Origin of the sequence: Hyphococcus luteus, assembly GCF_002943565.1 — a bacterium.
Lineage (GTDB): Bacteria > Pseudomonadota > Alphaproteobacteria > Caulobacterales > Parvularculaceae > Hyphococcus > Hyphococcus luteus.
In genome coordinates, this window is the sequence record NZ_PJCH01000011.1 from 192264 (window position 1) to 213663 (window position 21400).

17 protein-coding genes are annotated in these 21400 nt (G+C 60.3%); 6 read left to right on the forward strand and 11 right to left on the reverse strand.

Annotated elements, in window-relative coordinates; genetic code table 11:
- The first annotated feature begins 43 nt into the window (after positions 1 to 43).
- Complete coding sequence (gene uvrA / locus CW354_RS15220) at positions 44 to 2977, forward strand: excinuclease ABC subunit UvrA (RefSeq protein WP_104830947.1); 2934 nt, start codon at positions 44 to 46, stop codon at positions 2975 to 2977.
- Positions 2978 to 2992: 15 nt separating this feature from the next.
- On the opposite strand, the gene CW354_RS23135 is transcribed toward uvrA, so the two are convergent.
- From CW354_RS23135 to CW354_RS15235, 4 genes are all read right to left on the reverse strand, one after another.
- Positions 2993 to 4138, reverse strand: coding sequence for a hypothetical protein (locus CW354_RS23135; protein ID WP_133162334.1), 1146 nt, complete (start codon positions 4136 to 4138; stop codon positions 2993 to 2995).
- A gap of 592 nt (positions 4139 to 4730) precedes the next feature.
- The gene (locus CW354_RS15225; RefSeq protein WP_104830948.1) at positions 4731 to 5021 is read right to left on the reverse strand and encodes a GIY-YIG nuclease family protein; all 291 of its coding nucleotides are present in this window, start codon (positions 5019 to 5021) and stop codon (positions 4731 to 4733) included.
- Positions 5022 to 5229: 208 nt separating this feature from the next.
- The gene (locus tag CW354_RS15230; RefSeq protein WP_104830949.1) at positions 5230 to 5616 is read right to left on the reverse strand and encodes a hypothetical protein; all 387 of its coding nucleotides are present in this window, start codon (positions 5614 to 5616) and stop codon (positions 5230 to 5232) included.
- Between the two features lie 119 nt (positions 5617 to 5735).
- Complete coding sequence (locus CW354_RS15235) at positions 5736 to 8084, reverse strand: TonB-dependent receptor (protein ID WP_104830950.1); 2349 nt, start codon at positions 8082 to 8084, stop codon at positions 5736 to 5738.
- 57 nt (positions 8085 to 8141) lie between these two features.
- Here CW354_RS15235 and CW354_RS23140 point away from each other — a divergent pair, with 57 nt between their 5' ends.
- The gene (locus tag CW354_RS23140; protein WP_133162335.1) at positions 8142 to 8492 is read left to right on the forward strand and encodes a hypothetical protein; all 351 of its coding nucleotides are present in this window, start codon (positions 8142 to 8144) and stop codon (positions 8490 to 8492) included.
- Positions 8493 to 8716: 224 nt separating this feature from the next.
- Here CW354_RS23140 and CW354_RS15240 read toward each other — a convergent pair whose 3' ends face one another.
- A complete protein-coding gene (locus CW354_RS15240) occupies positions 8717 to 9151 on the reverse strand; it encodes a disulfide bond formation protein B (protein WP_104830951.1) in 435 nt (144 codons plus the stop codon).
- 271 nt (positions 9152 to 9422) lie between these two features.
- Between CW354_RS15240 and CW354_RS15245 the strand changes: the two genes are divergently transcribed.
- The gene (locus CW354_RS15245; protein WP_104830952.1) at positions 9423 to 10352 is read left to right on the forward strand and encodes a TauD/TfdA dioxygenase family protein; all 930 of its coding nucleotides are present in this window, start codon (positions 9423 to 9425) and stop codon (positions 10350 to 10352) included.
- A gap of 80 nt (positions 10353 to 10432) precedes the next feature.
- On the opposite strand, the gene CW354_RS15250 is transcribed toward CW354_RS15245, so the two are convergent.
- From CW354_RS15250 to CW354_RS15260, 3 genes are all read right to left on the reverse strand, one after another.
- On the reverse strand, positions 10433 to 11314 hold the full coding sequence (locus tag CW354_RS15250; RefSeq protein WP_165793747.1) for a PRC-barrel domain-containing protein: 882 nt from the start codon (positions 11312 to 11314) through the stop codon (positions 10433 to 10435).
- Between the two features lie 127 nt (positions 11315 to 11441).
- Complete coding sequence (locus tag CW354_RS15255) at positions 11442 to 12002, reverse strand: NnrU family protein (RefSeq protein ID WP_104830954.1); 561 nt, start codon at positions 12000 to 12002, stop codon at positions 11442 to 11444.
- 40 nt (positions 12003 to 12042) lie between these two features.
- Entirely contained in the window at positions 12043 to 12570 is a 528-nt protein-coding gene (locus CW354_RS15260; RefSeq protein ID WP_104830955.1) for an adenine phosphoribosyltransferase, read from the reverse strand.
- A gap of 251 nt (positions 12571 to 12821) precedes the next feature.
- Between CW354_RS15260 and CW354_RS15265 the strand changes: the two genes are divergently transcribed.
- The 3 genes from CW354_RS15265 (at position 12822) to cobT (ending at position 18653) form a co-directional block, all read left to right on the forward strand.
- Positions 12822 to 14891 (forward strand): M13 family metallopeptidase, encoded by a 2070-nt coding sequence (locus CW354_RS15265; protein WP_104830956.1) that lies wholly within the window; start codon positions 12822 to 12824, stop codon positions 14889 to 14891.
- Positions 14892 to 15038: 147 nt separating this feature from the next.
- A complete protein-coding gene (locus tag CW354_RS15270; RefSeq protein WP_104830957.1) occupies positions 15039 to 16751 on the forward strand; it encodes a sensor histidine kinase in 1713 nt (570 codons plus the stop codon).
- 54 nt (positions 16752 to 16805) lie between these two features.
- Entirely contained in the window at positions 16806 to 18653 is a 1848-nt protein-coding gene (gene cobT, locus CW354_RS15275; RefSeq protein WP_104830958.1) for a cobaltochelatase subunit CobT, read from the forward strand.
- Between the two features lie 178 nt (positions 18654 to 18831).
- Here the strand turns inward: cobT and CW354_RS15280 are convergent, their stop codons facing one another.
- From CW354_RS15280 to CW354_RS15290, 3 genes are all read right to left on the reverse strand, one after another.
- Complete coding sequence (locus CW354_RS15280; protein WP_104830959.1) at positions 18832 to 20025, reverse strand: cytochrome b/b6 domain-containing protein; 1194 nt, start codon at positions 20023 to 20025, stop codon at positions 18832 to 18834.
- Positions 20026 to 20031: 6 nt separating this feature from the next.
- The gene (locus tag CW354_RS15285) at positions 20032 to 20730 is read right to left on the reverse strand and encodes a YceI family protein (RefSeq protein ID WP_165793748.1); all 699 of its coding nucleotides are present in this window, start codon (positions 20728 to 20730) and stop codon (positions 20032 to 20034) included.
- Positions 20731 to 20809: 79 nt separating this feature from the next.
- Positions 20810 to 21370: a nitroreductase family protein gene (locus tag CW354_RS15290; RefSeq protein WP_104831091.1), complete on the reverse strand. Its 561-nt coding sequence runs from the start codon at positions 21368 to 21370 to the stop codon at positions 20810 to 20812.
- Between the last annotated feature and the right edge of the window lie 30 nt (positions 21371 to 21400).

Sequence of the window (21400 nt, forward strand, 5' to 3'; positions counted from 1 at the left end):
GGTTCCACAACGCCCCTATATATAAAGAGGCTCCGCCTTTCTTATGAGTTTGAAATCGATCCGCGTCGCCGGCGCGCGCGAGCACAATCTGAAGAACGTCACGCTGGAATTTCCGCGCGACGAATTGATCGTGATGACGGGGCTGTCCGGCTCCGGCAAGTCGTCGCTCGCCTTCGACACCATCTACGCCGAGGGTCAGCGGCGTTATGTGGAAAGTCTTTCCGCATATGCGCGCCAGTTCCTGGAGCTGATGCAAAAGCCGGATGTGGACCAGATCGACGGACTTTCGCCCGCGATTTCCATCGAACAGAAGACCACATCGCGCAATCCGCGCTCCACCGTGGGCACGGTGACCGAGATCTACGACTATATGCGCCTTCTCTGGGCGCGCATCGGCGTTCCCTATTCGCCCGCGACGGGCGAGCCGATCTCCTCACAAACTGTTACAGAAATGGTCGACCGGTTGATGGACGAAGGCGACGGCGCGCGCTTTTACCTGCTCGCGCCGATCATTCGCGGCCGCAAGGGCGAATATAAGAAGGAATTCGCCGAGCTTCAGAAAAAAGGCTTCCAGCGCGTGAAGGTCGACGGCGAGTATTACGAAATCGCCGACGTTCCCGCCCTCAACAAGAAGCTGAAGCACGATATCGAGGTCGTGGTCGACCGCGTCGTCATTAAAGAGGGCCTGCAATCGCGCCTTGCGGAAAGCTTCGAAACCGCGCTCGAACTCGCCGACGGCATCGCCATTGCGGAGTCGGCCGATAAGAAAGACGCGAAAGGCGCGCCGCAGCGCAGCATTTTCTCCGCGAAATTCGCCTGCCCCGTCTCCGGCTTCACCATCGACGAGATCGAACCGCGGCTTTTCTCCTTCAACGCGCCGGCGGGCGCCTGCCCCCAATGCGACGGGCTCGGCACGGAAATGATCTTCGACGAGGAGCTCGTGGTGCCCGACGGGTCGCTCGCCTTGAACAACGGCGCGATCGCACCCTGGTCCAAGGGCACCTCGCCTTATTATGCGCAGACGCTGCAGGCGCTGGCCCGCCATTACAAATTCAAGGTGACTGTGCCCTGGGACGAGCTTTCCGAAGAGGCGCAGGAGGTCGTCCTCTGGGGCACCGACGAAGAGGAAGTGAAGTTCATCTACGCCGACGGCGCGCGCAAATTCGAGACGGTGAAGCCCTTCGAAGGCGTCATCCCCAATCTCGACCGGCGCTGGCGCGAGACCGACTCGGCCTGGGTGCGCGAGGAGCTGTCGCGCTTCCAGTCCGTCACCCATTGCGAGGCCTGCAACGGCATGCGCCTCAAACCCGAAGCCCTCGCGGTGAAAGTGGGCGGGCTTTCCATCTCCGAAGCGACGGAATTTTCCATCAGGCGCGCGGGCGAATGGTTCGAGGCGCTGGAGAAAAAGCTCACCAAGAAGGAAACGGAGATCGCCGTGCGGGTCCTCAAAGAGATCCGCGAGCGCCTGACCTTTCTCAATAATGTGGGGCTCGACTATCTGACCCTGAGCCGCGCCTCGGGCACGCTGTCGGGCGGCGAGTCCCAGCGCATCCGCCTCGCCTCGCAGATCGGCTCGGGGCTCACCGGAGTCTTATATGTGCTGGACGAGCCCTCCATCGGCCTTCACCAGCGCGACAACGCCCGGCTTCTCGAAACGCTGATGCGCCTGCGCGACCTCGGCAACACGGTGATCGTCGTCGAGCATGACGAAGACGCGATCCGCGCCGCCGACCATATTGTCGATATCGGCCCGGGCGCCGGGGTTCATGGCGGCGAGATCGTCGCGCAAGGGTCCGTCAAGGACATCATGAACGAGAAAGCCTCGCTCACCGGCGATTATCTCGCCGGGCGGCGCGAGGTCCCCGTTCCCGCCGAGCGCCGGCCTTTCGTCAAGAAGAAGACGATCAAGGTCAAAGGCGCGAAGGCCAACAACCTCAAGAATGTCACGGCGGAAGTGCCCGTGGGCCTCCTCACTTGCGTCACCGGCGTTTCCGGCGGCGGCAAGTCGACGCTTGTGATCGAGACTCTCTACAAGGCCGCGGCGCGCCGTCTTTATAATAGTAAGGATGCGCCCGCCGAGCATGACAAGATCACCGGGCTCGAACATTTCGACAAGGTGATCGACATCGACCAGTCGCCCATCGGCCGCACGCCGCGCTCGAACCCCGCGACCTATACGGGCGCTTTCACGCCGATCCGCGACTGGTTCGCAGGGCTCCCCGAGTCGAAAGCGCGCGGCTACAAGCCCGGGCGCTTCTCCTTCAACGTCAAGGGCGGGCGCTGTGAGGCGTGCCAGGGCGACGGCGTCATCAAGATCGAGATGCACTTCCTGCCCGACGTCTATGTCACCTGCGACGTCTGCAAGGGCGCGCGCTATAACCGCGAAACCCTCGAAGTGAAGTTCAAGGGCAAGTCCATCGCCGACGTGCTCGACATGACGGTTGAGGAAGGCGCCGAGTTCTTCAAGGCCGTGCCCTCGATCCGCGAGAAGATGGAGACGCTGAACCGCGTCGGCTTGTCTTACGTGAAGATCGGCCAGCAGGCGACGACCCTTTCCGGCGGCGAGGCGCAGCGCGTGAAGCTGTCGAAGGAATTGTCGAAGCGCGCCACCGGACGCACATTATATATACTGGACGAACCGACCACCGGCCTTCATTTCGAGGACGTCAGGAAGCTCATGGAAGTCATCCAGGAGCTCACCGACGGCGGCAACACCGTCGTCGTCATCGAACACAATCTCGACGTCATCAAACAGGCCGACTGGATCCTCGACCTCGGCCCCGAAGGCGGCGACGGCGGCGGCGAAATCGTCGCCGCCGGCACGCCCGAAGACGTCGCAGAGACGCAAGGCAGCTATACCGGCAAATTCCTGAAGCCGCTTCTTAGCAAGAAGAGCTCAAAAGCCCCGGCGAAATCCGCCGCCGCGAAGCGGAAGAGCGCGACGAAGAAAAAGGCGGTGAAACGCAAGGTGGCTTAGATAAGCTCAAATTACTTATGGGCTGGCATGTAACTGCCTTTTAACTTCCTCAAGGAATTCTGTTCTACATGCTTCAAGATAGTCCATGTTCTTCTCGAAACGAACTTTTCCACCATCAACAAACACTTTTACCGGGCTATTTCTTGACTTTGTATGGCACACAGAAGTGAGCAGTACATATCGCAGCTCATTAAGACGAATATAAAAATGATTGCAATTCCACTCTGCAAGATAATCTATTTCTGCAGACTCAATAGCATCTTCTTGTTTTGGTACAAATCCTAAGCGACGAACTAGCGGTTGGACAGGATACCTTTTTTCCAACAAAAGGTGACTTTCGTTTTGTTCCAACGAATCTGAAATAAGAAGTCGGTTAATAATCAGGTCGTCATTTTTATAGTTGCATTTTGTGACCCCATTCCAAAGGATTGGGGGCTTGGACAGATCGTTCACATCAAAATACCAACAGAAATGGACGACATCATCGATCTTTGTCATACCCGTTTCATTTCCAGCATACGCAACTTCAAAACCGCCGCCGTAATAACTGAAAAGTGTATCACCTGATACTAATTCCAAAGCCAACAAACGCCACGCGGTCCCAGCAGGATCAAGAAGATCTTGTGGGTACCTATTTGGATTATGCCTTTGACGTGACCCGATGCTAAAATTCATCAAATGTTCGTAATACTGAAATTGCCCTGAGCCTGCATATATGAATTCATCATACCCTGGCACGTCAAACATGTGGGCATTTTGAAAAAATGCAGCCACCACACCATTAGACATTCGCAGCATGCCAATAAGAGATACTTTATCCTCTATGACATCGCTATGTTTATCTAAGATTTTTCGAATTAGGTCATACGATAAATCTGAATCTGCCGTTTCATCTCGCAAAATTCTGAGAATTATTCGTGCACGAATGTAATCACCTGACCAAGCGATAACAAGATTTTCAGATAGTATATTTATTTTCTGGGCAAGTCCTACTTGGGTGGTTTTTTCTCGCCTGTTCCAGTTGACTATTCGATCAAAATGCCGCAGCTCGCCTAGCGTAGGCACGTCAACACTTGGAAGTTCAGAATTTTGCCTGGATAGCAATAAGTCACCGATTAATATTGGTGTGCCAGTTGGATTTATCGAGGCTATCAAGGTCATAAATTTTCTAACGCCTTGTATGAAAGCTCTATGTCTAGATAATAATCTGATTTTATTAGAACGTAGAGCAAGCTTATTTCAGTGTTTGATTCGAATCCAACTAAGGTTTGTATCCTATAACTTTGTGCCCTTTAGCACTTAGCAGCTTTCTGTCTCTATCTGGTTTATAGTCTCAATTTTTCGCGAAAACGTCTCTCACCGCATCCGCCGCGAGCACATCCAGCAAGCGTAGGGCGGGTTAGCGAAGCGTAACCCGCCATTCCTTGATGGACCCCACGGTTCCCGGATCAAGTCCGGGGCAAGCAAGCCGTGGCGAGGCGCCGGTGGGTATGTTGGACCCTCTGTTCGCCGACTCCCAGTTTGATGGAGCCCACGGTTCCCCGATCAAGTCCAGAACAGGTAACCCGCAGCGAGGCGCCGGTTGCTGAAGCTCGATCTCTCCCCCATCGACTCCCCACGCTTTAAGCGTGGGGTCCAGCGCCCGCCAGCAAGGTTCCCGCATCTTTTCTATAGGATGCGAAGGCCGAGGCATTGAGGATGGACTCCACAGGCAAGCCGTGGAGAGTCGCTTGAGGCAGTCTCTCATCTTTTTTCAAAACAAGGGCAGATCGTCCCAGTTCGGATTAACCGATTCAATGAGATCGATCTTCCATTTTCGCGGCCAGCGCTTCAGGCGTTTTTCATATGCGATGGCGGGCTCCATTTCGTCGAAACGTTCATACCAGACGAGGCGATTGCAGCCATATTTGGCGGCGAACCAGGAGCCGCGGCCCGTCTTGTGCGCGTCCATGCGCGCGACAAGATCAGCCGTTGAGCCCGCGTAAAGCGTTCCGTTCTTACGGTTCGCGAGCATATAGGCGGCTATGAAGTCAAAGCGGGGCATATCTTAGCGTATCATATGCGCATTGTCCCGCAGATGGACCCCACGGTCGAGCCGTGGGGAGTCGGTTGCGGCTGGCATCACCTTCCAAAATAGACTGCTTAAAAGAGTGGCAAGCCGCCTGATGTCAGCAAGCGTAGAGCGCAGCGATACCCGCCGCCCTCAAACACAAGGCGGGTTACGCCTTCGGCTGACCCGCCCTACGAACTACTTAATTGCCCACCAGCCACGCCCTCGCAGCATCCGCAACGACCACATCCAGCCCGACAAGAACGCCGAGCCCGATCGCGCCGCCGAGCGCGAATTGAAGGCGCGCGGTCCGCTCTTCGGGCAGGAACAGCGTGCTGATGAAAATCGCGCTGTAGATCACGGCGCCGAGCATCACCGCGACCATGGCCCCGGCGCGGGCGCCCTCGAAAAGTTCGACGCCGCCGACGCCCGGCTCCACGAAGGAAAAGAACAGCGCCGCAACCGCGCCGAAGACAGGCAGCATGATCATGCAGAAAAACCCGGCGATTATCGGATTTGAAAACAGAAATCCCGGCAGGCCGCCGAGCTTCGCGACGGCGTCAACCACCGGTTTCGGATTGGGAAACATCGCGCCCCTCCCCTGACTTATATTTACTCTATATTGGGTCAAAGGCGCGCGGTCGCAAGACATGAAAAGGCCCCGGCGCCGGGAGGGCGCGCGGGGCCGCTTTGCTCTGTCTGTCCGCCTTAGAATTCGGCGGTGATGGAGAACTGGAAGGTTCTCGGCGCCAGCGGGCGATAGAAGGCCGTGCCGTTGACGGTGGTGAAGGTGAAGGACAGCGTGTCCTCGTCGGTGAAGTTGGTGACGTTCATGCGCAGCTTGATGTTTTCAAGCGGGCCGTAGCCGCCGACATCGCCGATATCCACATAGGCGTCGAACACGGTGTAGGATTCCATCACCTGCGTGTTGATGAAATCCGCATAACGCTCGCCGGTGCGCCGCGCGGTGACATTGGCGATCATCCACGGCGTCGGCTCCACCGTGACGCCGGCGGTGACGAGCCAGTGCGGCGCGTCGGGCAGCTCGTTGCCCGGCAGGCCCAGCGGATTGCCGCTCCCGTCGAGGAAGTCGTCCTGGAACTCCGCGAAGTTATAGGTGACGTTGGAAGTGAAATAGGCGTAGCCGTTGAGGAATTCCGGCTTCCAGTTGCCGGTGAACTCGACGCCGTAAGCCTCGACCGCGCCGACATTCTGCGCCACGGTTTCGATGGCGCCCATCTGGCCCGCGACCTGAATGCCCGCGGATTCGATGCGGTCCTTGAACTTCACATAGTAAAGCGCGAGGGCGGCGTTGAAGGTCGGCCGGTTGGAGCGAAAGCCAAGCTCGTAATTGGTGGAGCGCTCGCCGCCGACCATGGGCGTGTTGATGTCGTCATAAAGATCGTCGGCCGAGCGCGGGAACGCAAAGTTCTGCGCATAGGAGGCGAAGACCTGTTCGGTATCGGTCAGCGCGTAAACGGCGCCGGCCATGGGCAGGAAGTTGTCGTTGAACTCGCGCGAGATCACCTGCGGGCCATAGCCGATGGTGGGAACGCCCTCGACCAGCCGGGCGTAATCGTCGAAATCGCGATAGCCGTCCAGCGTGTAATCGAGATTGAGTCCCTTGAACCCCGCCTCGATCGTCAGCCGGTCGTCGAGCAGCGACACGGTGTCTTTCAGATAGAACTGAAGGAACTCGCGGTCGGAGGTGTAGTCGCGCCGGTAATAGGCGACTTCATACGGCATGATCAGCGCCCCGGCGGGATTGCCGCCTTCCTTGTTGAGGCGCATCTGCGTGCGGTTATAGGTCTCTTCTTCATACCAGCCGCCCACATCGATGGTGTGGTTGGCGAAGCTTAACGTGAAACCGCCGGTGACGCCGTAACGGTCGCCGCCGACCTCGGACAGGCCGTATTGAACGCCGCGCGGCGCGCTGAGCGGCAGGCCGAACGCGGTCTCGACGCCCGCCGCGAGCTGGCGCTCATAATAACCGAGCGTATTGGAATAGCTGTCCGGCGACACGCCGAACCCGTCCTTGTTCTCCCAATAGCCGGTGAGATGAAAATCGATATTCTCGGTGACGTCAGTGAGAAAGGTGAGCCCGAGCAGCAGATCCTCGCGCACATTCACCCGGTCGATGTAATAGGCGGTGTAGCCGCTGTCCTGGAAGACGACGTCCGGCCCGGCGCCGAGATCGGGCACGGTCCCCGCATAGGTGATGTAGCGCCCCTGCGCCTCGTAGCCGGCGCGCGAGGTCGACGGCGAATCGTAATCGAAAAAGTCGTTATAAACGAGGTTCGCGCGCAGGAGCGTGTCGTCGTCGAATTCGTATTGCGCTTTCGCCTCGATATGTTCGCGGTCGATGGTGCCCGGCCCCCGCCACAGATCGCTGTCGGTTTTCGAGCGGCTTACATAAGCGGAAAAGCCGTTGATGTCGCCGGTCTGAAGTTTGACGAAAGTGCGCTGCAGATCGTCGTCGCCGAAGGTGACGGAGACGATCGCCGAAGGCTCGTCGGAAAGGTCCGTGGTGAAATATTGAACGATGGGCCCGAGCGACGTGGCGCTCGGCAGGGAGACGTCGCCGGCGCCGGGCGAAGCCGTCACGCGCTGCAGGTTTTCATTGTCCACATAACGGAAAATCGGGCTGCCGCCGAACGGGTCCGGCCGGCCCATGGGAATGCCGTCGAGAACGAAGCCGATCTGGCCGAAATCGAACGCGCGCACAGTGACGGAGTTGCCGAATTCGTAAAGCCCGAGCGCGCCGTCGGTCTGCACGTTGAAGCCCGGCAGGCCTTCCAGCGCTTTCAGGCCGGAAACGCCGGCCGGCGCCGAGAGCAGCGCTTCGCGCGTCACGGACACGGTGTTGCTCGCCTCATCGACGCCGACCGCAAGGCTGGCGTTCGAAACCCGGCGGCCGGTGACGACGACCACGTCCTCAGCGCTTTCGGTCTCCTCGGACGGCGTCTGCGCGAGCGCCGGCGCGGCAAGCGCCAGGAACGCTGTCGTCGTCAAAAACCGGGTCGTCAGTTGGCGTTTTGTTTTTTTGCGTGCAGGCATGTGATGGGCTCCTTTAATTTGCACATCACGGCGTCTTCATCCCCTCAGGCGCCGCTCATGGATCGCCGGCCGCGCAAAACCGCCGGCGAAGCGTTCAGTCGATTGGTTTCAGATGGTTTGGCCTTGTCCGGATACGGCGCAGAAGCCGCCGGGCGTAAAGCCGTTGACGATAAGTCAGGGCAGTCCCTCGCCGATCCGCAAAACCGAACATTGCTTCCATGCGCCGTCAGCCTTCGCACAGACAAAAGCCACCCCTCATGCCGGCGCGCAGCAATGCCGACGCCGGCAAGCCTCAAAATCCGCATGCGGCCACATCGCGCAAAACGCTGCGGCGTTGCGAATAAACTGTTGATTTCCACCCTAGAGAAATATGGAAGCTGGCTTAGACGATTACCGCTTCTTTTATGACGTTAATGGTAGGTCATGCTTTTGTGCTTCGCAACAAAAACATGACAAATGACCGGCGCATGACGACGATAATTTTTGTCATAGCAATCAGAAAATCTTTACGTTGCCAATGCGCAACATCTTTGAACCGGCGTTGCATTTTCATTTGCGCGCTGTAATGACGGTTACGACGCTGTGAGCGGCGGCCGCGGCGCGCCCGCTCGGGCGAAGCCGCAATGTTCCGGCTACGCCCGATTCTCGAGCGGGGACTTTCCGCCAAAAGGCTTAGCAAGCCCCAGAATTAAAAAGAGAAGCCAGACCAGCGCCGTGACCGCGAGGCCCGATAATATCCAGGGATGATCGAAGGTCAGCGCCGCCCAGTCGAATTCGCCCTTATTGATCTTCTTGACGTGATTGAAATTCTGCATGACGCCGACGATCAATCCGTAGACCCCGGCCAGCGCGGCGATGAACCGCCAGAACAGCGCGTGCTCGCCTTTCAAGAGAAGGATGAGGGAAAGAATGCCGAGCGCCGCCCGCTCCGTTCGGCAATAAGGGCACGGATGCACCAGCCCCATGACATCGAGGGTCAGCGTGATCGCCACGATGACGAGCACGAAGCCGCCCACAAGATAGCGGTTCATGAAGACCTTGCCCGCCAGATCGTTTATTTTGTTCATTGTCCGCCTCACTCCCAACGCCGCGTCTTTATTATACCGCCGGGTCTGCGGCCAGCCATATGGGCGCCTCACTGACAGTCATTCAATAAAATTCTTACTCATGGCTGGCGGCCCTGCTTATGACGCGTTAGCGCATGACATCGCCCCGCATATCGGCCTTTTCTTTTCTTCGTCCGGCTCTTTCCGGTTCGCCATGCCGCATTGCGCGCCGCTGAAATCCGGCGGAAAATGACGGAAAATCCTCAAGGAAGGCCCAAAAGGAAGACGCCCCATGCTGATTCACCCTACCGGCAAGTTCGATAATACGGCGCGGGACTATAAGACGATTACCGCGCACCCCCTCGCCGCCGCCATGGGCGCGGAAATCCGGGGCGCCGATTTCACGAATATGTCGGACGACCAGTTCGCCGAGATCGAAGACGCGCTCTTCCATCATAAGATGATCTATTTCCGCGATGTCGAGTGGAGCCACGATGAGCACGAAGCTTTTTCGCTGCGCTTTGGAGATTGGGCCGAGGACGCTTATACGGACGGCATTCCGGGACATTTGAACATCCAGCCGCTGGTGCGCGAAGCAGACGCTAAAGGCGCGCATATATTTGGATCGGGCTGGCATTCGGACGGGCCTTTTCTTGCAAACCCGCCAGCGATCGCGCTTCTTTATGGCGTCGAGATTCCGCCTTTCGGCGGCGATACGATCTGGGCGAACACCGTCCTCGCCTATGAAACGCTGTCCGAGACGATGAAAGAGCTGCTCGCGCCCTTGCGCGTCCACATGTCCATGAAGCACGCCTTCGAAAGCTCCATGGATTATGGCGAGGCGGACGACAGCCCTGTGGGCAAACTCGCGAAACTAAAAGGATTAGGCGTCAATGACCTGCCCGAACATGTCGTCAGGAAGGTCAAAGGCAATTTTCACCCGCTGATCCGCACCCATCCGCGTTCCGGCGAGAAGTCGATCTATTTCGATCCATCCTACACCATCGGTTTTGAAGGCATGACGCCGCCGGAGGCTGAAGCGCTCATGGGTTTCCTCACCGCGCATCTGACACAGCCCGCTTTCACCTGCCGCTTGCGCTGGGCGCCGAAAACGCTCGCCGTCTGGGATAACCGCATTTCGATCCACCAGGCCTTCAACGATTATGACGGCTATCGCCGGGAGCTTTACCGCACCACCATCGCCGGCGAGGCGCCGGCCTGATCCCCTTTTATCTTTGCGCATGAAAAAGACCGGCGGGGTGCGCGCCGCCGGCCTTTCCGAGATCGCTGTCCTCGCGGGGATTAATCGACAGCGTCTTCGATCGCGTCGCCGGTTTTTTCGGCGGCGTCTTTCACGCCCTGCCTGGTCTTGTCCCAGGCTTTCTCGACGCCAGACCGCTTCATGGCGAATATCGGCGCGGCGTTCAGCTCGTCTTCGCTCATGTCGAGGACTAGGCCGCCATCGCCTTGCGCCACGGTCAGCTTGTTGTAAGCGACGGCGTATTTGTCGCCGGCGCCGATGGGGCCGATCGCGGTTTTCTGAACGAGCAGATATTCAACGTCGCCGTCGGCGTCGAAGATGATGTCGTTGATCACCACATCCGTCGCGCCCTCGCCGCCCGGCGTCAGCTCAAGCTCGGCGCCGAGAAGTTCGGATGCAAGGCTGTAATCGTTCATCTTGTCGGTCTTGAACTCCGCGACCGCCTTGATGCCTTCCTCGTTGAGGGAGGCGTGGACGTCGGGCTCATAGTCGCGGTTCACGTCAATGTCGACGGCGCGATAGTCGAGCGCGCCGCGCTTGCCGCCGAGACCGAAGATCCCGCCCGACAGGAAAACGACGTCCTCAGCGCGGCCATTCTTGTCGATGACAATGTCGTCGATGCGGGCGATGCGCTCGCCATTGGCGCCTTCAATGCCTTCGCCGAGAAGCTCCTTGGCGCTCAGCGACGCGGCCGGCATGTAAATGACGGCGGCGTCATTCGTCATTTCCGCCCCGGCGGTTTTGTCTTTTTTCGCCTTGTCCTTGTCGTGCTTGTCCTTGTCATAGGCGTTCATGTCGGCGTTCGCCTTCATCTCCGCCTGGGTTTCGGTCTTGGCTGCATCGGTTTTCGGCTTTTCGCCGGCGCTGGCCGCCATCGGCGTCAGCAGCGCAAAAGCAGCTGTAGAGAGCAACAGCTTGTTCATGACAAACCTTCCTTTCCAATCTGATACGCGGTTAACAGCCGCGCCGGCGGATCGTTCCCCGCTCCGGATTGACGATTGGAAAGGTTCGCAAGCGGCTTTTTCAGCTCCCGGCGCCGGCCCTCTTTGTTTAAAACAGCGCGACGCCGGCGATATATTTGTGCGCCCAGAAGGCGATGGCGGCGTAGGCGCCGGCCCCGACGACGACGGCGAGCCCATCGTTCATGACCGGCCCGGCGGCGCGGCCGGTCTCGCCGCGTTTTTTCACGGCGATGCGGTCGATGACGCCATAGGCGAGGAATGCGCCGAACAGAATGACCGAGCGGACTTCGCCGTTCACCAGCAAATGCGCAAAGGCCCAGAGCTTGACGCCCGCGAGCATCGGGTGCTTGGCCGCCGCCGCAATTTTTCCGGCGGGAAGATAGGCCGCCGCCAAGAGGATGAAGGCGATAAGCACCAGCAGATAGGTGATGTGGCGCGTCCAGGCGGGCGTCACATAAAGCACGCTCGCATCCGCCGTCTTCCAGCCGATGATGATGAGAACGAACCCCGCCAGCGAAACCAGAGAATAAAGCCCCTTATACGGCATCTCGCCGAGCTTCGCGACCAGCGCGCCGCGCGCCCCCCGGGCGAGCCCCGTAAACAGGTGCGCGCCGAAAAAGATGATGAGACCGACAAGAAAGAGAGTCATGTTTTGCGCTTCCCTTTTTTCGGACGGCGCAAGCTCGAGGCTATTCGCCCTCGAATTCCACCAACGCCGTCACTTTTTTCCCTAACGCCCGCAACTTGTCGGCCCCGCCGAGATCCGGCAGGTCGACCACGAAAGAGCATAGCATAACTTCGCCCCCGGCGCGCTCCAGCAGCTTGATCGCCGCGCCCGCCGTGCCGCCGGTGGCGATGAGGTCGTCCACCAGAAGAATGCGGTCGCCTTTCTCCACGGCGTCCACATGGATCTCCACCTCGTCGATCCCATATTCGAGTTCATAGGATTCGCTCATGGTCTTGTAGGGCAGCTTGCCCTTCTTGCGGATCGGCACGAACCCGACGGAAAGCTGATGCGCGATGGCCCCGCCGAGAATGAAGCCCCGGGCCTCGATTCCCGCCACCTTGTCTATTTTCTGGCCCGCCAGCGGCTGGACCAGCTCGTCCACGGCCCGGCGAAAGCCGCGCGCGTCGGTTAAGAGGGTCGTGATGTCCCGGAACATGATCCCCGGCTTGGGATAGTCCGGGATGGTCCGGATGACGGATTTCAGGTCCATGGGCCTCGCCTCTTCTCTTCAGTCAAACAGGGCGCACCATGGCCGAAACCGCCCCGCCCGGCAAGAAAGATGCGGCGGTGCAGCATGGAGGCCGCCAACCTCTCCAAACACCGCAAAAGTGAACGCTTCACCCCTGAAACTATTCGTCTCATCCCGCCAGACTTGCCCTGCCGGCTGAATTGGCGACATTCACCTCAAGCAAACCCTTATCTGATCTTGTGATCACCGGACTTCACGCGAGGAGAACACCCTTGAAAAAGCTTTTCTTGTGCGGCGCGGCCGCCTTCGCTCTCGCCGCCTGCGGGCAGCAGGGAGGCGAAAGCCAGGACGCGCGCGCTGACAAAACCGAAACCGCCGCTGTTGAGACAACGCCGGAACTCGGCGACTGGGGCGTCGAGACGGACGACATCGACCCGGAAGTCGATCCCGGCGACGACTTCTTCCGTTACGTCAACGGCAAATGGCTCGACACGTTCGAGATCCCGGAGGAGTATTCGAGCTACGGCTCCTTCACCGTCCTGTTCGAGCGCTCCGAAGACAGAGTGAAGAAGATCATCGAAGACGCCGCGGCGAGCGACGCGCCCAAAGGCTCGCTTGAGCAGAAGATCGGCGATTTCTACGCCGCCTATCTCGATACGGACGCAATTGACGCCAAAGGCTTCGCCGTCGTCGCTGACGACTTTGCGGCGATCGACGCGCTTCAGACCCATGAAGACGTCGCCCGCCTGATGGGCGATCCAGGCTTCGGCGCGGACACGCCTGTGGGCGCCTATGTCGGCGTCGACGCCAAACGCACCGACCGGTACATTACGTACATCACCCAGTCGGGACTCGGCCTGCCGAACCGCGATTATTATCTCGACGACAAATTCGCCGACAAGCGCCCGAAATACATCGCCTATATCGAAAAGGCGCTGAGCCTCGCCGGGGTCGAAAACGCCGGGGAAAAAGCGCAGGCGATTTTCGATCTCGAAAAACGCATGGCCGAAGCCCATTGGGAGCCGGCCAAGCAGCGCAATCGCGATCTCACCTATAATCTCAAGAGCATCGACGAATTAAAGGCGTTCGCGCCGGAAATGCCCTGGGACGTCATGCTGGAGACCGCCGGCCTCGGCGGCGAGACGCAGTTCGTGGTGCGCGAAGACGACGCCATTCAGGCGCTCGCGGAAATCTTCGCCGACACGCCGGTGGAGACGTGGAAAGCTTATCTCAAATTCCATGATCTCAACGATCACGCCGACGTCCTGCCCTCCGACCTCGACGAGGCGCGCTTTGAGTTTTTCGGCACTGAGCTTCGCGGCACGCCGAAACAGCGCGAACGCTGGAAGCGCGGCGTAGCAGCGGTGAACGGCGCCATGGGCGAAGCGGTCGGCAAAGTCTATGTCGAACACTATTTCCCGCCCTCGTCCAAGAAACAGATGGAGGCGCTGGTCGCCAATCTCAGAACGGCGCTTAAAGAACGCATCGCGACGCTCGACTGGATGGGCGAAGACACCAAGGCGCAGGCGCTGGAGAAGCTTTCCAAATTCACGCCGAAAATCGGCTATCCCGACAAATGGCGCGATTATTCCGATCTCGACGTCAATCCCGGCGAAGCCTTCGCAAACGACAAGAACGCGGGCGCGTTTCAATGGAACTGGTCGGTCTCGCGGCTCGGCGGGCCGGTGGACGAAACCGAATGGGGCATGACGCCGCAAACGGTGAACGCCTATTACTCGCCGCCGCGCAACGAAATCGTCTTCCCGGCGGCGATCCTGCAGGCGCCGTTCTTCGATCCGAACGCCGACCCGGCGGTGAACTATGGCGGCATCGGCGCCGTCATCGGCCATGAAATCGGCCACGGCTTCGACGATCAGGGCCGCAAATCCGACGGCGACGGCGTGTTGCGCGACTGGTGGACCGAACAAGACGCGGCGAATTTCCATAAGCTCACCGACAAGCTCGGCGCGCAATACGAAACCTATGAGCCGGTTCCCGGTTTTCCGATCAATCCGGAACTGACCATGGGCGAGAATATCGGCGATGTCGGCGGGCTCGCCATGGCCTATCACGCCTACAAATTATCGCTGAACGGCCAAGAGGCGCCGGAGATCGACGGCTTTACCGGCGACCAGCGTTTCTTCCTCGCTTGGGCGCAGGTCTGGAAGCGCCTCAACCGTGAAGAAGCGCTCAAAAACCAGGTCGCCACCGACCCGCATTCGCCGGCGCAATATCGCGTCAACGGCGTCGTCAGAAACATGGACGCCTGGTACGACGCCTTCACCGTCACCGAAGAGGACGATCTCTATCTGCCGCCCGAAGACCGGGTGCAGATATGGTAAGATAGACGGCAATTTCTTCGGAAAAGCCCCGGCCGTCCGGGGCTTTTCTTTATCCGCCATTGAGGATGTTTCTTACCCGTTACAGCTAAGCATTATTAACCAAATCCGAAGAAACTACGGCGCAGTGTTTGTTAGTAAGGCAGCCAAATGCGCAAGACGTCGTCCGCCGGGGCCTCCGCCTCGCCTTCCATCATCGATCAGCACCGGGACGCCATTTTTTATCTGGTTTTGGCGGTCTTCTTCGCGATGGGCGTGCTGCAGAACACGCTTCCCATCCTGTTCGCCCCGGGGCTCACGGGCGCGCGCATCGCCGGCTATGCGACCCTGGCTTGTTTTGCGGCGATATTCGCCTTCTTTCATTTTACGAAAAAGCTTGAAGCCGCCGCCATCGCGCTCTTAACGGCGACGTATCTCGGGCTTGGCTGGGCCGCGCTCAACCAGGGCGGCGGGCCGGCGACGGCGCTGATTTACATCCCTTTCCTGCCGATGGTCGCCACGGTGCTGCTGGGACGGCGCGCCGGGATTATTTCAGCCGCAATCTCAATCATCATGATGACGGTTTACACGGCCGCCAATGTGAACGGCTACACAACGCCCACGCCTCACACGCCGCACCAGATGAGTCTGCTCTACGCTTCCGGCGCGATTCTTTTGACGATCGGCGTCGCCATGCACGCCGTCATCTACGAACATCTCGTCAAAAACGCCATGAACGCCGCCCAAAAGGCGCAACGCGAATTGCAGGAGAAAGCGGACGAGCTCGCTGAGAACCGTGAATTCCTGTCGACCGTCATGGACTCGATCAATGAGGGCATCGTCGCCGCCGATGCAAACGGCAAGCTTTCGGTGTTCAACAAACAGGCGCGCGCCATGCACGGTCTTGACGCCATGCCGCTCGCCTCATCGGCCTGGCCGCAGACCTACAGCCTTTACGATGCGGACGGCGAAACGCTCCTCGCCGAAAAAGACGTGCCGTTGTTCCGCGCCCTGAACGGCGAAAAGGTTTCCGGCCAGCATCTCGCCATTGTCGCGCAAGACAAGCCGAAACGGTTTTTCTGTTCGAACGCCGCGCCCATGAGGAACGCCAAAGGCGAGCGCATCGGCGCCGTGGCGACCATGCGCGACATCACCCGCGAGCGCGTGCAGGAAGAAAAAATCAGCCGGCAGAACCGCGAAATCGACCAGTTCGCCCGCGTCGCCTCGGTCGACCTTCAAGAGCCCTTAAAACGCATCGTCGCCACGGCCGACACGCTTCGCGACGCGCCGGAAGTGAAAGACTCGGGCCGCATGCGCAACGAACTCGCCTCCATCTCCTCGGCGGCGAAAAGAATGGGCGCGCTGATCAAGGACGTTCTCTACATGTCGCGCCTTCCCATCGGCGAGATGTCGCTGCAGCCCGTCGCCGCCCGCGAGTGCATCGAGGCGGCGATCGATCTTCTGGACATCAACGAGGCCAACTGCCGGCTCGATTTCCGCTTCGCCGGTTCGCCCGAGATCGTCGCCGATCCCCACAGTCTGACGCTCGTCTTCAAACATCTCATTGAAAACGCATGGAGACACGCCCCGGAAGGCGTGAAGCCCCATGTGGAGTTCACCTGGATCGTTGAAGACGGCGCCGCGGTGCTGGGCGTCAAGGACAACGGCGCGGGGCTGACGAAAGAAGAGGCCGAGCGGGTGTTCCTGCCGCTGGAGCGGGTGCGCACGAGCGAGAATGAGGAAGGCTCAGGCCTCGGTCTGGCGATCTGCCGCAAATCCCTGACGCGCATGGGCGGGGAGTTCTGGCTCGAAACCGAACCCGGCGAAGGCTGCCATTTCCGCCTGCGCCTGCCGCTCGCCGAAGCAAAAGCCATGGCCTCGTAGCCCAAGGCGCCGCGCCCCCTTGGTCCGGGCGGGCCGGAGCCCTATAACGGCCCCATGATGGACAAGGAACAGATCCGCGAGGCCTTCAAACGGGCGCTTTTGCAGTCGACCCGGGCGCTCTCCGCCCAGCGCGACGTCGAGGTCGCCTTTGGCGGCGAACATGCGGCCGTGCAGGGCAAATCGGCGCGCATTCCCCTGCCCGCCCGGGTGCTCGACCCGGCCTCGGCGGCCATCGCCCGGGGCGAAAGCGACGCCGCGGCGCTTCGCCTCGCCCATCACGACAGCGGGGCCCACGCCCGTCTTTCTCCGAAAGGCGCGGAGGCGCGGGCCGTCTTCAACGCCCTCGAAAACGCCCGCTGCGAGGCCATTGGCGCCCTTCATCTGAAAGGCGTCGGCGACAATCTCGCCGCCTCGCTGGAAAAGACCATTATCGACAAAGGCTATGACCGCCAGTCCGCAACCGACGCCATGCCCATGGCCGACGTCGCCGCGCTGCTCCTGCGCGAAAGGCTGACCGGCCGCGCGCCGCCGGCCGCCGCCGCCGGGATCATGAAAATCTGGCGCGACGAGCTTGAGGAGCGCGCCGGCCCGGCGCTCGACGCCCTCGCCGACGCGGCCTCCATCGACGACCAGGAAGCTTTCGCGTCGCTCGCCCGCGACTTCATCCGCGATCTCGATCTCGACGACGAGGACCAGGGCGACGAGCAGAGCGACGAAGAACAAAACAGCGACGAGTCGGAAAGCGAATCCGAAGACGACAGCGAGAACGGCGACGACGAAACCGGCGCCGACGAAATGCCCGACGATCCGGGCTCCGGCGAGTCCGAAACAAGCGACAGCGACATGTCCGAAGACGACATGGAGAGCCAGGCCGAAGAAGACGACGGCGCGTCGGAAAACGCCAAGGTCTCCGCGCTGCGCTCGCAATTCGAAGGCGACACGGGCGAAACCTACAAAGCTTACACGACGGCGTTCGATGAAATCGCCGACGCCGTCGATCTATGCGACGCCGAAGAGCTGCAGCGCTTGCGCCGCTCCCTCGACCGCCAGCTTGAAAATCTCCACGCCGTCGTGGCGCGGCTCGCCAACAAATTGCAGCGAAAATTGCTGGCGCAGCAGAACCGCAGCTGGATGTTCGATCTCGACGAGGGCGTTCTCGACGCGGCGCGCCTCGCGCGCGTCATTGTCGATCCGATGCAACCGCTTTCCTACAAGATGGAGCAGGAACAGGATTTCCGCGACACGGTGGTGACGCTGCTCATCGACAATTCCGGCTCCATGCGCGGACGGCCGATCACTATCGCCGCGATCTGCGCCGACATTCTCGCGCGCACGCTGGAGCGCTGCGGCGTCAAGGTCGAGATTCTCGGCTTTACGACGCGCGCCTGGAAAGGCGGCCAGTCCCGCGAAAAATGGGTCGCCGACGGTCGCCCGCCAAAGCCTGGGCGACTCAACGATCTCCGGCACGTCATCTACAAATCCGCCGACGCGCCCTGGCGGCGCGCGCGCACCTCGCTCGGCCTGATGATGAAAGAAGGCCTTCTGAAAGAAAACATCGACGGCGAGGCGCTGATGTGGGCGCATCAGCGCCTGATCGGGCGCCCCGAATCGCGGCGCATCCTGATGGTGATCTCCGACGGCGCGCCGGTGGACGACACCACCTCATCGGCGAATGGCGGCGCTTATCTCGAACGTCACCTGCGCGAGGTGATCGGCTATATCGAGAACAAGTCGCCCGTGGAGCTGCTCGCCATCGGCATCGGCCATGACGTCACCCGCTACTATCGCCGGGCGCTGACCATCGTCGATGTGGACCAGCTCGGCGGCGCCATCATCGACAAGCTCGCCGAGCTCTTCGACGAAGACGCAGCCGAACAAAACGGGCGCGGACGCGCGGCTTAAGGCGTTGCGCTAGTATGCCATCGCACGGTCTCTCAGCAAGCGCGTCCCCACGCTTTAAGCGTGGGGTCCAGTTTTACGGTCAATCTTGGCTGGCTCAGTCATGCGCTTGCAAACATAGACCCCACGGTCAAGCCGTGGGGAGTCGCCCGTTGCATATCCAGCATGACAGCGTCAGCAATCAGTCCTTGCGCGTAGCCTTGATCTCGAATTCGACGCGCACGTTCAGCGCGACGCCTTCCTCCTCCAGCCAGTCGTCGTTTTCGCCGAGGCCGAAATCGGTGCGGACAAGATCGACGCCGCCGGCCGCCGCCGCCGCGTCGCCGTCAATGTCGAGATCGAAGGCAAGCGTCACCGGCTTTTCGTAATCCTTTATTTTGAGGACGCCGTCCGCTTCGTACCCGTCGCCGACGGCGCGGATATCCGTTGAAACGAAACGCGCTTCCGGATGATCCTTGACGTCGAACCATTGCGCATTCGGCAGGTTGGAATCGCGCAAGCTGTCGCCGGTCGAGGCGGACGCGGTCCTCACCGTGACGTCTATGGAGGATGCCTCAAGGTCTTCGGGATAAAACGCGATGACGGCCGTAAAGTCGTTAAAGGCGCCCTCGAAAGGCCTGCCTTTTTCCGAACCGATGAAGGCGAGACTGCTCGCGCCGTAATCGACGGCCCAATTGCCGCCCGCCGCATCTTCATGACCCCCGTCTTCATGCGTATGGGCGGGAAGCGAGACGACGCCGGGCTTCGGCGAGGCGAAATAAACGATGACGCCGGCGCCCAGCGCGGCGAAAATCGCGGCGAAGCCCAGCCACGGGCCCTTGCGTTCGGGAAGCATGCTCTCGAACACGCCGTCCTTATCCATGAACGCGTGCTTCAGCGCCGCGCCCACATGCAGGACCAGAAGAACAAGAATGATCTTCGCCAGCAATTCATGGCGTTCTTCGAACAGATGCTCCGCGGCTTCCCTGTCTTCCACGCCGCCGAAAAACGGCAGATGCGGCACGGGTATGACGCCGAACCATTTGGTCGGAATATCCGTGGGCGAGACCGAAACGATCGCCCAGCCGGCGAGCGGCGTTAAAATCATCAGGGCGTAAAACGCCCAGTGCGTCACGCGCGCGGCGATCTTCTGCCAGCCGGGCGTCGAGGCGGGCAACGGCGGCGCCTTATGGGTGAAGCGCCAGCCGAGCCGAACCAGCGACAGCGCCAGCACCGTCAGGCCGAAAGACTTGTGAAGCTGATAGAGATCGAACTTCACGGGCGAGGAATTCGGCAGGCCGTGCATGTACATGCCGCCGAAAATCTGGCCAATGATAAGCGCCGCAATCGTCCAGTGGAGGATTGCGGCGACAGGGGTGTAGCGCGCCGCCGTCACGCGCCGTTACTCGCTCTCGGGCGCGGGCATCTCCCACTCGGTTTCGATCGTGATGTCGACCTCGTCGCTGACGACCGGGACGAAGGCGCCGACTCCGAAATCGGACCGCATAACGGTGGTCGCGCCGGAAAACCCGAGCTTGTAAATGTTGTTGCGTTCGTCATAAGCGCCCTTGCGGAAGGTCACGTCGAGCGTCACCGGCCTGGTGGCGCCCTTGATCGTCAGCTCGCCGGTGATCGTGCCGGTGTCGGCGCCGGTTTTCTCAACTTCCGTGCTGACGAAAGTGATTTCAGGATAGTTGGCGACGTCGAAGAAACGCTCGCCTTTCAGATGCCCGTCGAATTCCTCGACGCCGCTGTTAATGGACTCGGCGTCAATGGCGATGCTGACGGAGGAGTCGGCCGGCGCCTCGGCGTTCCAGTCGAGCTCGCCGGTCCAATCGTCCCATCTCAGAATCGGCCGTGAATAGCCCTGATGGAGATAGGAAAAAACGATATAACGATGACCGTCGTCCGGCGAATAAACGCCCGAGGGCGCATCATATTCAACAGTGTCCGCCTCTTGCTGCGCGCTGGCGGCTTCGCTCGAGGCGGACGCCTCGCTGGCCGCAGCCTCTTGCGTCGCGGCGTCCCCCGAAGCGTCCTGGCCGCAGGCGGCGAGCGCAAACGCAGCGGCGCCGGCGAAAGCAATTCGTTTGAAATTCATGATCTGTCCTTCTCTTTCACATCCGGTAGGCGCCGTATTTATGAACGCTTTCGCGCAACCGCTCCTCACACTGACGTGATCAGCCCTCATAATGAGAAATAACCGCGGTCATGTCCGGGCGCCCGCGCTCCTTCGGGGCCTCCTGCGCCGTGCCAATATAGATGAATCCGGCGATTTTCTCACCCGGCGCGAGGTCGAGCGCGGCCAGCGCCGCCTCGTCATAGGCGTACCATTCGGTGAGCCATTGCGCGGCGAAGCCATGGGCGGAGGCGGCGAGCAGCATGTTCTGGCAGGCCGCCCCGGCGCACAGGATCTGCTCCCATTCCGGCGTGCGATGGTCGGGATCGGTTTTGGAAATGACCGCCACCACCACAGGCGCGCGCAAAAAGCGGTTCTCCTCATAAGCGGCCTTTTTCTCGTCCGCCTCCGGCTCGTTTTTCAAAAAGGCCTGTTTCAGGGCCCTGCCGAAACGCGCCCGCGCCTCGCCCTGAAACACGATGAAGCGGAAGGGAACGACCCGGCGGTGATCGGGAATCCGCGCGGCGATGGTCAGAATGTCCTTCAGGGCCGCCGCATCCGGCCCCGGCTCGCCGAGGAAATCCGCCGGGCAGGACCGGCGCAGCCTGAGCGCCGTCAGCATGTCGTCGCCCGGATGCGCCGGCGCCAGGCT

Excerpts from the sequence above, each read along its gene's own strand:
- CW354_RS15255 (WP_104830954.1), bottom strand. The coding sequence starts at position 12,002 with ATGACTCTCTTTCTTGTCGGTCTCATCATCTTTTTCGGCGCGCACCTG.
- CW354_RS15235 (WP_104830950.1), bottom strand. The coding sequence starts at position 8,084 with ATGCCTGCACGCAAAAAAACAAAACGCCAACTGACGACCCGGTTTTTG.
- CW354_RS23140 (WP_133162335.1), top strand. The coding sequence starts at position 8,142 with ATGGATCGCCGGCCGCGCAAAACCGCCGGCGAAGCGTTCAGTCGATTG.
- CW354_RS15285 (WP_165793748.1), bottom strand. The coding sequence starts at position 20,730 with ATGAATTTCAAACGAATTGCTTTCGCCGGCGCCGCTGCGTTTGCGCTC.
- CW354_RS15245 (WP_104830952.1), top strand. The coding sequence starts at position 9,423 with ATGCTGATTCACCCTACCGGCAAGTTCGATAATACGGCGCGGGACTAT.
- CW354_RS23135 (WP_133162334.1), bottom strand. The coding sequence starts at position 4,138 with ATGACCTTGATAGCCTCGATAAATCCAACTGGCACACCAATATTAATC.
- CW354_RS15270 (WP_104830957.1), top strand. The coding sequence starts at position 15,039 with ATGCGCAAGACGTCGTCCGCCGGGGCCTCCGCCTCGCCTTCCATCATC.
- CW354_RS15225 (WP_104830948.1), bottom strand. The coding sequence starts at position 5,021 with ATGCCCCGCTTTGACTTCATAGCCGCCTATATGCTCGCGAACCGTAAG.
- uvrA (WP_104830947.1), top strand. The coding sequence starts at position 44 with ATGAGTTTGAAATCGATCCGCGTCGCCGGCGCGCGCGAGCACAATCTG.
- CW354_RS15290 (WP_104831091.1), bottom strand. The coding sequence starts at position 21,370 with ATGCTGACGGCGCTCAGGCTGCGCCGGTCCTGCCCGGCGGATTTCCTC.
- CW354_RS15260 (WP_104830955.1), bottom strand. The coding sequence starts at position 12,570 with ATGGACCTGAAATCCGTCATCCGGACCATCCCGGACTATCCCAAGCCG.
- CW354_RS15240 (WP_104830951.1), bottom strand. The coding sequence starts at position 9,151 with ATGAACAAAATAAACGATCTGGCGGGCAAGGTCTTCATGAACCGCTAT.
- cobT (WP_104830958.1), top strand. The coding sequence starts at position 16,806 with ATGATGGACAAGGAACAGATCCGCGAGGCCTTCAAACGGGCGCTTTTG.
- CW354_RS15250 (WP_165793747.1), bottom strand. The coding sequence starts at position 11,314 with ATGAACAAGCTGTTGCTCTCTACAGCTGCTTTTGCGCTGCTGACGCCG.
- CW354_RS15230 (WP_104830949.1), bottom strand. The coding sequence starts at position 5,616 with ATGTTTCCCAATCCGAAACCGGTGGTTGACGCCGTCGCGAAGCTCGGC.